Origin of the sequence: Rhizobium sp. IY2 (genome assembly GCF_047532935.1) — a bacterium.
Taxonomy (GTDB): Bacteria; Pseudomonadota; Alphaproteobacteria; order Rhizobiales; family Rhizobiaceae; genus Rhizobium; species Rhizobium anhuiense.
Genome location: NZ_JBLKNU010000007.1, coordinates 24,278 through 38,081 on the forward strand (window position 1 = coordinate 24,278; position 13,804 = coordinate 38,081).

The 13,804-nt window shown below is 62.9% G+C and carries 9 protein-coding genes; 6 read left to right on the forward strand and 3 right to left on the reverse strand.

What is annotated here, in order from left to right; all coding sequences use genetic code 11:
- Positions 1-11: 11 nt before the first annotated feature.
- A complete protein-coding gene (locus ACMUVN_RS21060) occupies positions 12-2,156 on the forward strand; it encodes a methyl-accepting chemotaxis protein (RefSeq protein ID WP_132575024.1) in 2,145 nt (714 codons plus the stop codon).
- Positions 2,157-2,210: 54 nt separating this feature from the next.
- On the opposite strand, the gene ACMUVN_RS21065 is transcribed toward ACMUVN_RS21060, so the two are convergent.
- From ACMUVN_RS21065 to ACMUVN_RS21075, 3 genes are all read right to left on the reverse strand, one after another.
- Complete coding sequence (locus tag ACMUVN_RS21065) at positions 2,211-3,473, reverse strand: DUF3422 domain-containing protein (protein WP_097543731.1); 1,263 nt, start codon at positions 3,471-3,473, stop codon at positions 2,211-2,213.
- A gap of 193 nt (positions 3,474-3,666) precedes the next feature.
- Positions 3,667-5,028 carry an MFS transporter gene (locus ACMUVN_RS21070; protein ID WP_132575022.1) on the reverse strand — a complete coding sequence of 454 codons (1,362 nt, stop codon included), beginning with the start codon at positions 5,026-5,028 and terminating at the stop codon, positions 3,667-3,669.
- A gap of 205 nt (positions 5,029-5,233) precedes the next feature.
- Positions 5,234-6,517: an ABC transporter substrate-binding protein gene (locus ACMUVN_RS21075; RefSeq protein ID WP_029867882.1), complete on the reverse strand. Its 1,284-nt coding sequence runs from the start codon at positions 6,515-6,517 to the stop codon at positions 5,234-5,236.
- A 191-nt stretch (positions 6,518-6,708) separates the two neighbouring features.
- On the opposite strand from ACMUVN_RS21075, the gene ACMUVN_RS21080 reads away from it, so the two are divergent.
- From ACMUVN_RS21080 to ACMUVN_RS21100, 5 genes are read left to right on the forward strand one after another with little or no spacing between them, the layout of a single operon-like run.
- A complete protein-coding gene (locus ACMUVN_RS21080; protein ID WP_132575020.1) occupies positions 6,709-9,231 on the forward strand; it encodes a hypothetical protein in 2,523 nt (840 codons plus the stop codon).
- A 17-nt stretch (positions 9,232-9,248) separates the two neighbouring features.
- Positions 9,249-10,343 (forward strand): glycoside hydrolase family 105 protein, encoded by a 1,095-nt coding sequence (locus tag ACMUVN_RS21085; protein ID WP_029867880.1) that lies wholly within the window; start codon positions 9,249-9,251, stop codon positions 10,341-10,343.
- Positions 10,340-11,704 (forward strand): glycoside hydrolase family 28 protein, encoded by a 1,365-nt coding sequence (locus ACMUVN_RS21090; protein WP_029867879.1) that lies wholly within the window; start codon positions 10,340-10,342, stop codon positions 11,702-11,704. Before ACMUVN_RS21085 ends, ACMUVN_RS21090 begins: the two co-directional genes overlap by 4 nt.
- Positions 11,692-12,798: a sn-glycerol-3-phosphate ABC transporter ATP-binding protein UgpC gene (locus tag ACMUVN_RS21095; RefSeq protein ID WP_132575018.1), complete on the forward strand. Its 1,107-nt coding sequence runs from the start codon at positions 11,692-11,694 to the stop codon at positions 12,796-12,798. The genes ACMUVN_RS21090 and ACMUVN_RS21095 overlap by 13 nt, the downstream gene beginning before the upstream one ends.
- A gap of 2 nt (positions 12,799-12,800) precedes the next feature.
- Entirely contained in the window at positions 12,801-13,796 is a 996-nt protein-coding gene (locus ACMUVN_RS21100; RefSeq protein ID WP_029867877.1) for a carbohydrate ABC transporter permease, read from the forward strand.
- The last annotated feature ends 8 nt before the right edge of the window (positions 13,797-13,804 follow it).

Genomic DNA, 13,804 nt, shown 5'->3' on the forward strand with positions numbered 1-13,804 from the left:
AGAGGACTATCATGTTGCATTTCTGGAATAAATTCGGCATTCGCGCGCAGATCACCTCCGGCTTCGTGCCGCTGATCCTGTTGATGAGCCTGCTCACGGTCAGCGCCATCTCGGGCATGAACGGCCTCGCCGCGATCTTCGCATCCTATCGCGTCACGGCCGGTCAAAGTCTCGCCATCTCGGACTACAGCGAGCAGCTGAACGAAATTCAGATGTCGGCGGAAGCCTTCCGCTCGACGCCGACACAAGCCGTGGTCGACAGCTTTCGCGCCGGCGTGAAGGCCTTCGAGGCGGATGATCCGCGTTTTGCCGGCAACAAGGAGCTGCAGTCCGGCCTTGCGGCGATCCGTCAGGAGATCACCGCCTATGGCAAGGCTTTCGAACAGATTGTTTCCCTCCAGGCCCGACGCGACATGCTGATCTCCAAGGTCACCGAATTCGGCCCCTGGACCAGCATCGCGCTCAACGACGTCGTGCGCAGCGCCTGGCGCCAGAACGACGTGGCCCTGCTGCAGATGACGGCGGCGACGCTGGAGGCCCTGAACCGCAGCCTCTATTTCTCCGAACGCTTCGTGCATTCCGATGATTTCGCCGCCTATGATACGGCGCAGGCAGCACTCGCCGAAGCCGTGGCGCTCAACGATGCCGCCGCCAAGGCCGCAAAGAACGAGCTGCAGAAGAAGCGCCTGATGGGCGCCGGCCAGCTCATGCAGAACTACACCGCCCGTCTCGGCGACATGAAGGAGGTGCTGCAGGCTGCCGGCAATATCCGCCAGACGCAGCTGAACGTGCTGGCGCCGAAGATATCAGGCGAGTTCAAGAATCTGCAGGCGGCAGTGACCGGCGCGCAGAAGAACCTCGACGGTTCGGTCGACGCAACGGTTGCCTCCGCGACCAGCACGACGCTGGTTATCAGCGGTCTCCTGATCGTCATCGGCCTGGTGCTTTCCTATTTCGTCGGCCGGCTGATTTCCTCGGCGGTGCGCAACATGGCCCAGTCGATGCAACAGCTTGCCCGCGGCGAGGAAGGGATTGTCATCACCGGCGTCGAGCATCGCCACGAATTGGGCGCCATGGCCCGGTCGCTGAAGGTCTTCCAGGAAACAGGCCGCGCCAAGCTGATCGCCGAGGCCAATGCCGAACGCGCGCGCCTCGCCGCCGAAGAGGAACGGCTCCGTCAGGAGGCCGAGCGGCTCTCCGACGCGCAGGTGATGGAACATGCCTTCCGCCAGATCTCCGTCGGGCTGGACGCGCTGTCGAAGGGCGATCTCACCGTCCGCGTCGGCGAAGTCGATCATCGCTACGTCAGGATCCGGGACCATTTCAACAACTCGGTTGCGAGCCTCGAAGAGGCGGTCGACTCCGTCATTCGCGCGGTCGCCACCATCCGATCCGGCCTTGCGGAAATCTCCACGGCGTCCAACGATCTCGCCCGCCGCACCGAGCAGCAGGCAGCATCCCTGGAAGAAACGGTGGCGGCGCTGGGTGACGTGACCCGCGGCGTCAACGGGACGGCGGAGGGCGCAAGCCGCGCCCAGGGAGTCGTGGCGACCGCCCGCACCAATGCCGAAAAGGGCGGCGAGATCGTTGCCCGCGCCATCGACGCGATGACGGAAATTCAAAATTCATCGTCGAAGATCGGCAACATCATCAGCGTCATCGACGAGATCGCCTTCCAGACCAACCTGCTGGCGCTGAACGCCGGCGTGGAAGCGGCGCGCGCCGGCGAGGCTGGCAAGGGCTTCGCCGTCGTCGCTCAGGAAGTCCGCGAGCTCGCCCAGCGCTCCGCCAACGCGGCAAGGGAGATCAAGCAGCTGATCTCCACCTCCTCAGCACAGGTCAAGACAGGCGTCCAACTGGTGGGTGAATCCGGCCTCTCGCTCGAACAGATCGTCGAGCAGGTCACCGCCATGAATGCGACCGTGGCCGAGATCGCCGTTGCCGCCCGCGAGCAGGCGACGAGCCTGCGCGAGGTCTCGGCCGCCGGCGACCAGATGGACAAGGTGACGCAGCAGAACGCCGCGATGGTTGAAGAGACCACGGCCGCCGCCCAGAGCCTGACGCATGAAACCGAAAGCCTTGCCGAATTGCTGCGGCGCTTCAGGACGAGCAGCGGCCGGGCATCGGAGCATCGGCACTACGCGTTGGCATCCTGACCTTCCATCGATGCAAGAAAGTAAGCGCCGCCGCCCGAAAGGGCGGCGGTCGCGTCAGTGGTTCCCGGATGCCGGACCGTGCGGTGCGCCGGCAATGCTCTTGCGAACGTGACGGACCGCCGTCCAGACGGCAAAGAGCACGAGCGGGATGGCGCCGAGTACGGCGAGCTTCGCCACATGCGGATCGACACCCAGTTCGGAAATGCTTTCCAGGCAGATCTTCGCCAGCCCGACGGTATAATAAGTGATGGCGATGACGGAGAAGCCTTCGACCGCCTGCTGGATATGCACCTGGATGCGCGCCCGCTCTTCCATCGACGTCAGCAACGACGCGTTCTGATCCTCGAGCTGGACCTGCACGGTCGTCCTGAGAAGGTCTCCAGCCAGGCTCACGCGTTCGGCGAGTTCGTCGAGCCGGCGCTCGGCGGCTTCGACCGAGCGGACGGCCGGTTGAAAGCGCCGGTCGATGAAGGTGCCGAGCCTCTGGCGCTGCTCGACGCGTGCCTCGCGAAGCTCCGACACTCTGCTCGCGACAATTTCGGCATAGGCTTTCGTCGCTCCGAAGCGGTGGCGGGCCAGCGCCGAGAAGTTGAGAACATCCGACGAGAGCCTGGTCACCTCGGAAAGCAGCGCCTTGTCGACCTTGATCGCACTCTGCATATGCGCGATCAGCAAGTCGAGGCGCCGGTCGAAGACGGAGAGCTTCGAGACCGTCTCGCGCGCCATCGGCAATGCCAGCAGCGCCATCATCCGGTATGTCTCGATCTCCAGGAAACGCCTGACCATGCGGCCGGTGCGATAGGCGTTGAGGTTGCGGTTGAAGAACAGGAATTCGACGAAACCGCTGTCGGTCAGCCGGAAGTTCGAATGCACTTCCGCATCGCCGCCGCCGACCTGAGAGGCGACATAGTCGAGTTTCGGTTTTTCCGGACGCTGTCCGTCCTTCTCGTCCCGCACCAGCACCCGAACGGCTGCAATGATCTTTCCGTCGATCTGGCGGCAGCAGGCCTGAAAGGCTTCCGGCGGCTGGCTGCCGGGTTCGGCCGATGCCGGAACGACGAAGGTCAGCGTCAGGAACTCGGTATGCGCCTCCCACTTCAGCCGGCCGTCGCCGAAACGGCCGATGCCGTGGTTGCCCTCGCGGGTCGTGGAGACATCTTCCAGTCCTGGCAGCGAGTCTTGGATCGACGGAGGAGCATTCTCGCCGACGATGGCGACGTGCCAGACATCGGTGTCGCCGTCGAAATAAAGCGACGGCCGCGCGTGCAGCTCGTTGTGAAGTTCCCTTCGCAGCGGATGCTCGGAGCCCATCGGCATGGAAATGCACCTCTATACGGTAGGCGGTCGCTGGGTCGCCGGACGTAACCGGGTTGCCGGCATGTGTGAATTGACGTGGACCCGCAGGCTGGCGCAGACCGACAACGGCTATAGCCTCTCCCGAGGCTCGTGTCACGACGCCTTCGCCGGCGGATGCGGAGGCTGCGCATGACCGCGACATCCGGCCGCGCGTTCAAAGCAAGCGCCAGGCGATAAAGCTTCCAAGCAGCTGCGCGCTGCCGCCCGCCGTCATCGCGACGATGAAGGCAGTTTCCGCCTCCCCCAGGAAGGCGAAGATCGCCCCGAGCAAAGCGACGCCTATCGTCGCCCCGACCATGCGGGCAACATTGATCAGGGCGCTTGCCGTGCCGGCGCGATCGGCGGTGACGGTCGAAACCGCAACCGCCGTCAGAGGCCCCGTCGCCATGCCCATCCCGATCCCGGTCAGCAACAATCCGATCTCTTCGGCGATGAGCCAGTCGGCCAGAAAGGATGAGCCGAGCAGGAGGTTGCCCAAACCCATCAGCGCCAGTCCAGCAGATATGGTGCGGTTCTTCCCAAGGTGTTCCGAAATCGAGCCGGAGAAGGGTGAGATCGCGATGAAGCTGAGAGCCATCGGCAGCAGCGACAGTCCGACCTCCACCGAGGCCAGGCGTCCGAGGCCGAGGGAGGCGAGCGGAAAAAGAAAAAGCGTGCCGTACATGCCGAAAGTCATTGCGGCCGTTCCGGCCATGGCACCGCGGAACTGCCTGCCCGAAAACATCGAGATCGGAACCAGAGCCTTCTGCTCCAGGCGCTTCTCGACGATGATGAAAAGCAGCAGAAGCAGCGCGCCGGCGACTGCCATGAGTGCCATCCATAAGGGCGGCAGATGCGATGATTCGATTGCGGCGAGGGTCAACACGGTGAGAGATACGATCCCCAGCAATTGCCCCGGCATGTCGAAGGACCGGCCTTGCCGATCGGCACTTTCCGGAACGAAAAACCGTGCTGCCGCCGCCGCGATCGGCGCGATGGGAATGACGACGAAGAAGACGGATCGCCAGCCGAAATCACGGATGAGGAGGCCGCCGAGGCTCGGACCGATCGCCAGCGACATTCCATTGCAGCCGGCCCAGATTCCGAGCGCCCGGGCACGGACCTTCTCATCCCGGTAGATGACCCGGATCAGCGAAAGAGAAGCGGGCAGGAGGAGGGCAGAGCCGAAGCCGGTCAGGGCCCTCGCCGCAATGAGGACCGCGATGGTCGAGGCGAAAGCGCAGCCAAGGCTCGCCAGGGCAAAAACAGCGCAGCCGATCACGAACATCAGGCGCCGGCCGTAAAGATCGGCGAACAGGCCGCCGCTGATGAGAAGTGCGGCGTAAACGAGATTGTAGGCGTCGACGACCCACTGCAGCTCGGTGACGGAGGCCCTGAGATCGAGCCCTATCGGCTGAACCGCCAGATTGACGACCGATGTATCGACCTGCGCTACGATCACGCCGAGGCAAAGAATGGCGAGAGCGGCCGGCTTCAGCTGCGAGTAAGCCTGGGTGTTTTGTTCGATTGAGTGCATGACGCTGCCTTTCCAGTACGGCGCCGTGCGTCTTTTCAGACGCGCAAGGGACGCTACAACACTTTGAAGGCAGACGTAGCGTGGTTCAGGCCGTCGACAATTCGAAAGAGGTCGAAGTGTCCGTAGGGAAAATGAAAAGCCACGGCCCTGTTGCGAGGCCGTGGCTGCTGCATGCGCGCATTTTGCGGGACAACGCGTGACCGGGTTACTTGGCGGCGAGCGCCCCGTTGACCTTGTCGACGTCGGCACTCATTGCCTTGAAGGTCTCGTCGAGGGAAAGCTCGCCGACGATCAGCTGGCTCATCCTCTGGACGATCAGCTGATAGATGGCGGAGGATCCCTTGAGACGTTCCAGGTCCCGGGCTGCCTGCGGCACGCTATTGCGGCTTCCGAGGAAGACGGCCATGGCGTCCTTAGCATTCTTGCTCTCGAGCTTGTATTGCGGGTCCTTGATGTCGGCGCCCGTCAGGATGACGTAGTTTTCGGCGATTTCACGCTGGACCTTTTCGGAGCCGAGGAATTCGATGAACGCCGCCACGGCTTCCGGATACTTGGTGCGCTTGAAGCCGACGATCGCGGTGCCGCCCGGCATCGCATAGCAGCCGGCATCGCCGCAGGGGGCGCTGATCGCCGTCCAGTCGAAGGCGTCGCCGATCTTCTTCTGGAACGGATTGACCATCCAGTTGCCGGCGAGATAGGTCACGACGTTGCCGTTGACGAATTCGTCGCCCATGTTCTTGTACTGGGTTCCGCCGGCAGCGCCCCACATTTCCTTGGGGAAGGAGCCGTCCTTCGTCCAGCCGTAGAGATCCGTGACATAACGCTTGGCGGCATCGTCGGGGAAGAAGAACTTGCCGTCCTTGACGTAGTTCGATCCGTAGGAGAATGCCGCGCCGGAGAAGCGATGGCCCGAGCGATCCATCGTGAAGGGGATCTGGGCGCCGGTCGCCTTGGCGACGCGCGCCGAGGCTTCGACGATGTCCTTCAGCGTGGCGGTGGGCTTCGGAAGCGGTTCGCCGGCCTGTTCGAAGAGCGTCTTGTTGACGAAGGGCAGGTTGAAGGTCTGCGAGGCGATATAGCCGTTGATCGACTTCGGATCGTTGACGCCGGGGAAGCGAAGCGTGTTCAGGCTGTCGCCGTGCAGCTTGGCAAAGCCGTCCGGGTCTTTCATGTAGGGACGCATGTCGAGGTAGTAGGGCGCAAGCTGCCAGTCGGTGATCTTGGCGATGTCAGGACCTTCGCCGACGGCGAGCTGCACCGGCAGCTGCTTGGCGACCGCATCATAGCCCGACGAGACGAAGTTGACCTTGACGTCGGGATGCGCCGTCTCGAATTCCTTGCTCAGCGCTTCCATCCGCTCGACGTAAGCCTGGTCGTCGTCGGTAAACAGAAAGGTGATCGTCTTGGTTTCCGCCATGGCCGCGCCGGCCCATGCGAAAGAAACGGTAGCCAGCGCCAGTGCGAGGGCTCCTGAGAGATAGGTTTTCATTTTCATCCTCCCATGAAAACATTTTCATCAATCGCGGCGTCAGCCATCGATAAATGAATTTCATATACTTGACATTCGTCCCGTCAAGCTATTTTCTGAGGCAATAGCGATGTTTTTGAGCATTTTTCAAAAACGACGCGCCCAAATGACCTAATGAAAATATTTTCATAGGATTGCGGAGGAGGCGGTCTGTGAAAACGGAATGCATCAAGCGGCCGGACGATATGGCGCCAGCATATGGCGTGGCCGCGGGCCAGACGGTAACGGCATGGGCGGTATCCGGCCTCATCGCCAGCTATTTTCCGGGCGAGCCGGCGCCGGCCGAAGACCGCGTAAACTATCGTTTCATCAACGGTTTCGTCGATGTCGGCGACCTGCCTTGCCGCAAAGCCTTCTGGTCCACCATGGTGGGGCGGCCGCTCTCGCCCGACACGTCCTGGCCGACCGAGAGCCTCTATCTTCCCGGTTCGAACCGCCGCGTCGAGTTCACCGGCTTCTGGCATGTGCCGACGCATCTCAGGCGATGGCTGAAGGGCACGTTCAGGACCGAGACGGCGCGAACGCTCAATCTCAGACTGAAGACCTGCGGCGGCGTTCGCATGTGGGTCAACGGACAGGAGGCGGTGCGCTTCGAACCCTTCAAGCGCAATGTCGAGAGCGCAACCGACATCAGGCTGACGCTCGAAGCCGGCGACAACCACATTCTCGTTCACACCGAAGACCTGGCCGAGCGCGACACGACGTGGTTTTTCGAGCTAGAGCTGCTGGATGAGGAGCCGCTCTGCGTGCTGTTGCCGGTATCGCTGGACCAGGATGAGGTTCGCGAGCTGGAAGCCCTTGTGCGCGGCGTTCGCCCGGCCCGCGACGTCTTCGTCAACCAGCCGCTGGAGATCATCTTCGACACGGCGCCGGAGCGCGACCTGCCTGTAGAGCTCAAGGTCATCGGCCATGGTCACGAGCGGCCCGTTCTCGCGCATTCGAAACTGACCCTGCATGCTCATCAGAACCGTCTGGTCGCCGAGAATGTCTCTGGCATCGCAGATGGTTATCACGGCATCCACATGACGATCGGTTCCGGTACGGGCTCGGTCACCCGCGTCATCGATGCCGCCTTCATGAGCTGCATTTCGCCGTTGCCGGCCGAGGCATCGCTTTCTGCCCGCAAGCGGCAGGCGCTGGAATACAGCGCCCGCTTCGGCGCCAACCGCGTCGGGCGTCTCATTGCGATGATGGAAACCGGTCACCACGACCAGGAAAGCTTCGACCGCATCATCGACGCAACGCTCGTCTCCATCGATGCGCGGGAGGATTGCTCGGATTTCATCATGGTGCCACTGTTGTGGCTGCTCGGCGCCTATGCCGACCGGATGCCGGCGGCGGTGGTCGATCGCATCCGGCATTCCGTTCTCTCTTATCGTTACTGGGTCGACGAGCCGGGCAACGATGCGATGTGGTTCTGGAGCGAGAACCACGTGCTCTGCTTTCATACGAGCCAGCTGCTGGCCGGACTTCTTCTGCCCGACGAGGTGTTTTCAGCCTCGGGCAGGACGGGCCGGCAGCAGGCGGAACTTGGCCGCGCGCGCCTCGCGCGCTGGTTCGACAGCGTCGAAGCCCACGGATTGGCGGAGTGGAACTCGGCGGCCTATTACCCTATCGACTTCATCGGCCTGCTGGCGCTGGAGCGCTGGGCCGAGACGGCGATTTCGGAGCGCGCCCGCGGCCAGATCGATCTCATCTTCCGCATGATCGCCCTTCACACGCTCGCAGGCGTTCCGGCCGGATCGCAGGGGCGCGCTTACGACAAGGAACTGCGCGCCGGCCCGCTGACAGAGCTTGCACCTTTCGCCCAGGTCGCCTTCGGAACCGGCTGGCTGAACAATGGCGTGGCGGCATTGACCATGTTCTGCGCCGGCGGCTACGAGCCGCCGGCCGATCTCGCCGAGCTTGCGTCGCTTGCCAGGACCAGAAGCGTCGAGGCGCGTTACAGCCAGGGGCTCGAGAGCGGAAAACTCGTGCTGTTCAAGAACGAGGCGGCGCAGCTTTCGACCGTCGTCGATCACAAGACCGGCCAGAAGGGCCATCAGCAGCATGTGCTCGACATCCGGCTCGCCGGCCACCCCATGGCGAGGCTCTGGGTCAACCATCCCGGCGAGGACGATCCCTGGGGCAATCAGAGGCCGTCCTATTGGGCCGGCAACGGCATTCTGCCGCGCGTTGCCCAGCATCGTGACGTCGCCCTGCTGATCGAGGACACAAGCGATGCGCGGCACGCATGGACGCATGCCTATATCGGTCGCGACGGCTTGGACGATCTCATCACCGAAGACAAGTGGCTGATTGCGCGATCGGGCAGGGGATTTGCCGCCCTCTGGGCGTCGAACGGCCTGGAGCTGATCACCGACGGCCCGACCGCCGGGCGCGAGGCGCGCTCCTACGGGCCGCTTTGCGGCTGGGCGGCCGTCGTCGGATGCGGCAGCTACGATGCCTTCAAGGCGTTCATCGAACGCCTGTGCCAGACGACGGTTTCCTTCGATCCCGGGCTTCGGCGGCTCGCGTTGACGCCGCCGGGCGGCCCGGCGCTCTGCCTGTCCTATGCCGACGGTCTTTCGATCGCCGGCAAGGCGAGGCCGTTCACGTACGATCAGCCACACCCGATCCTCACCCACGACAGTGCAGCCTCCGGGGCCGGCACTGACGGGCCGTTCTACTCCTGAAACATAGGTCTCCAAGCATGAACACAACATCTGTCGATAACGCCGCTCTCCTGACGACGATCGATCGCGTTGCAACGGCTTTCAGCCGGCTCAAGGGCATCAAGGAAGGTCTCGTGACCGGAAATTCCGCCTCGGGAATCCAGTTCGACGAATGGGACTGGGAAGTCGGCGTCGGTCTTTACGGTTTCCTGCGGCGCGCCATTGCCACCGATGACCAGAAAGCGCTGCAGGAGCTGGTTGCCTGGTATGCCGGCCAGATCGAACGCGGCCTGCCGCCGCGCCAGATCAACAGCACGGCGCCGATGCTGCCGCTTGCGATCCTCGTCCAGCATGTCGACCGTCCCGATTTTCGCGCTCTTGTCGAGGACTGGGCCGAATGGCTCGTCAAGGAATTGCCGAAGACCGAAGACGGCGGTTTTCAGCACGTCGTCAAGGAGCGCCTCAACGACGGCGAATTGTGGGACGACACGCTTTTCATGGCCTGCCTGTTTCTCGCCCGGGCCGGCGTGCTCTGCGAACGCAGCGACTGGATCGACGAGGCCGTCTATCAGTTCGTGATCCACACCCGCTACCTCTCCGATCCGGTCAGCGGCCTCTGGTATCACGGCTGGACCTTCAACGGGCGGCACAATTTCGCCAATGCCTTCTGGGCGCGCGGCAATGCCTGGATCACCGTTGCCATCCCCGAGCTCTTCGATCTCGTTCCGACGCTCGGCGAGAAGGACCGGCGTTTTCTGTCGAACGTCCTCGTCAGCCAGGTGCGCTCGCTGAAGGAATGCCAGCGGCCGGACGGGATGTTCACGACGCTTCTGGACGACCCGTCCTCGCCGCTGGAAACCTCGGCCACGGCAGGCATTGCCTATGGCATATTGCGCGCCGTCGATGCCGGCATTCTCGACGATAGCGACAAGGCCTACGCGGAGCGGGCGCTTGCGGCAGTGCTGGCGCAGATAGACGAGGAAGGTGTGGTCCACGGCGTCTCGGACGGCACGCCGATGGGGCATGACCTCGATTTCTACAGGCGCATCCCGAACGTGCCGACGCCTTACGGCCAGGCGCTGACCATGCTGTTGCTGACGGAAGTCGTCCTCGAGAACGGCGATCGCCAATGAGCCCCGTGTCTCTTGTCGCGATCGAGCCGGCGGAGGGCGACGATACGGTCCGCCTGCAGGCGGCCATCGACGGCCTGTCGGCTTCGGGCGGCGGACGCGTGGAGCTCATGGCCGGCATCCATGTCTGCCGGGGGCTCCAGCTCAAGTCCGGCATCGACCTTCATCTGGCCGCCGGCGCGATCCTGCGTCCCGTTGCGGATTACGAGGCCTATGCGCATACGAGTGTTTCGGTGATCGCCGAAAAGTCGGACCGCGGCATGATCGTCGCTAGGGATGCACGGCGGATCAGCCTGACGGGGGCGGGGCGCATCGAAGCCGGTTGCGACAGCTTCATTGTGGGAGACGACGAGACCGTCGGAACCTTCATTCCGGCCGAGTTTCGTCCGCGCGTCGTAGTATTCGAGGGCTGCGACGAGGTCGAGATCAGCTCTGTCCATATTAGCCGCTCGCCGATGTGGACGCTGCATTTCGTCAATTGCACCGATGTCGTCGTCAGCAACGTAACCATCGACAACGACCGTCGCCTTCCCAACACGGATGGTATCGTGCTGGATGCCTGCCGCGGCGCCGTGATCGAGGACTGCCGGATATCGACGGCCGACGACGGCGTATGCCTGAAGACGAGCATCGGCCCCGATCGTGTCGCCATCGGACGATGCGAAAACATTCTTGTCCGCCGCTGCTCCGTTCAGAGCCTCAGCTGTGCGCTGAAGATCGGCACGGAAACCCATGGCGACGTCACCAACGTCGTGTTCGAGGATTGCAACGTCTCATCCTCCAACAGGGCGCTCGGCATATTTTCCCGCGATGGCGGCCGGATATCGAATGTGAGGTTCTCGCGAATTGCGGTGGAATGCCGCGAGACCCCCGATGGTTTCTGGGGCTCAGGCGAGGCGCTGACCGTCAATGTGGTTGACCGCATCGCGGAGCGCACGGCAGGCGCCATCGAAAATCTCATCGTCGAGGACATCACCGGCCGGATGGAGGGGGCGATCACGGTCATTTCGACCTCGTCGGCCGGCATCCGGAACGCATCATTGGCGCGTATCGCCATCGACCAGCAGCCGGGGCAACTCGGCACGGCACGATCCTACGACCTGCGCCCGACGAACGCCGACCTTTCCCCGAAAGCCGATGGCGGCGGCCGCGCCAATGCCTGGACCCGCGGGTCGGACGGGCGGGTGATCGGCCTTGAGAACTATCCGGGAGGAATGCCGGCCGTCTACGTGGCTGATGTCACCGGGATCTTGATGAACGAGGTGCGGATCACAAGACCGACACCGCTGCCGCAAGGCTGGAACAAAAACGACGCCGTCTTCGAAACGGCGGCACCTGATGGGAGTGGGGCATGGCAGAACTGAAGCTTTCCAACGTCAACAAGTCGTATGGCTCTGTCAAAGTCCTGCATGACGTCGAGCTCGATATCAAGGACGGCGAGTTCGTCGTCTTCGTCGGTCCGTCGGGATGCGGCAAGTCGACCCTGTTGCGCGTCATCGCCGGTCTCGAAGAGGTGACGACGGGCGCAATCGCGATCGGGAGCCGCGACGTCAGCGCGCTCTCGCCGGCCGAGCGCAAGATCGCGATGGTCTTCCAGTCCTATGCGCTCTATCCGCATATGAGCGTTCGCAAGAACCTCGCTTTCGGCCTGGAGAACCTGAAGTTCAAGCGCGCCGAGATCGAGGCGCGGATTGCCGAAGCCGCCAGGATGCTGGCGATCGAACCCTACCTGGACCGGCGTCCGAAGCAGCTTTCGGGCGGCCAGCGTCAGCGCGTGGCGATCGGCAGGGCCATCGTGCGCGAACCGGACATTTTCCTCTTCGACGAGCCGCTGTCGAATCTCGACGCCGCCTTGCGCGTCCAGACCCGCGCCGAGATCACCAAGCTCCACCGCGACATCAAGACGACGATGATCTATGTCACCCATGACCAGGTCGAGGCGATGACGATGGCCGACAAGATCGTCGTGCTGCGCGCCGGGCGGGTCGAGCAGGTCGGCGCGCCGCTGGACCTGTTCGATAGCCCACGCAATCTGTTCGTCGCCGGCTTCCTCGGTTCGCCGCGCATGAACATCATCAAGGGCAAGGTATCAGGCATCGGCGAAAACGGCGTCGCGATCGATGTCGGCAACGGCGGCAAAATCGTCAGCGATGTCGATCCTGCGGGGATTGCGGTCGGGCAGGCCGTTCTCGCCGGCATCCGGCCCGCGCATTTTTCACGCTCCGGCGAGCAAGGTCTGCCGTTCATCGTCCAGTATCACGAGGGCCTCGGCACAGAAACCTATGTCTACGGCAACCTTGCAGGCCAGGATGAGCAAATCATCATTCATGAGGCCGGCCATTTCGCGCCGGCGTCGGGTGATCACATCCTGATCGACGCCGCCCCGGGACGGGTTCACCTGTTCGATCCCGAAAGTGGCCTGGCTTTTGCCCGGCGGCCCGGACAGGGGAGGCGCTGAACATGGCGGCGCTCAAGGCAGGTGCATTGCTGACCCAGGCAGGCGAAACGGCGATGCGGGTGGTCGAAGCCCCGATGAATGTGGTCGAGCGCATCTTCGGCCGTAAACGCATGCCATGGCTGTTCCTGGCGCCGAACCTCGTTCTGTTCGCCATTTTCACGTTCCTTCCGATCGCGATCGCGATCGGTTACGCCTTCACCGGCGGCACGAACCTTTTCGTCTCGGAGCGGCCCTTCGTCGGCCTGGATAATTTCCGCACACTGCTTTCCTGCGGCAATTATCTGCAGCCGGGAACCTGCCAGGAATCGCTGTTCTGGACGGCTGTGTGGAACACGCTCTGGTTCGTGGCCCTCAATGTCGTCGCCACCTTGCTGGTGGCGCTGATCACGGCACTGATCCTCAATCGGGCGATTGTCGCGCGCGGCTTCTTCCGGGCGATGTTTTTCTATCCCGTTCTGCTGTCTCCCGTCGTCATCGGCCTCATCTGGAAATGGTTCCTCGATCGCAACGGGCTCCTGAACGCCTTCTTCCAGATGATCGGCGTTCCCCCTGAGATCTTCCTGCTCGACGTCGGCTGGTCACGCTTCTTCGTCGTCGTGGTCTCGGTCTGGTTTCACATGGGTTTTTATACCCTCATCCTGCTCGCCGGCCTTCAGGCTATTCCGAAGGAGCTTTACGAGGCTGCCTCCATCGATGCTGCTTCACCGCGCCGCACGCTTTTCAGGATCACGCTTCCCCTGCTGGCCCCGAATCTCTTGGTCGTGTTCATTCTTTTGATGATCAAATCGGTCCAGATCTTCGACGAGGCCTGGGTTTTGACCAATGGCGGCGGTCCCGGCACGGCCAACAGCTTCATCGTGCAATATATCTACCAGATGGCATTCGGCAGCGATCTCCGTCTCTTCGGTCTCGCATCCGCCGCATCGGTTCTGATGGGGCTGGTGCTTCTGGTCCTCACCCTCATACAGCTGCGCATCGGCAAGCGAATGGAGTCCTGAGATGAACA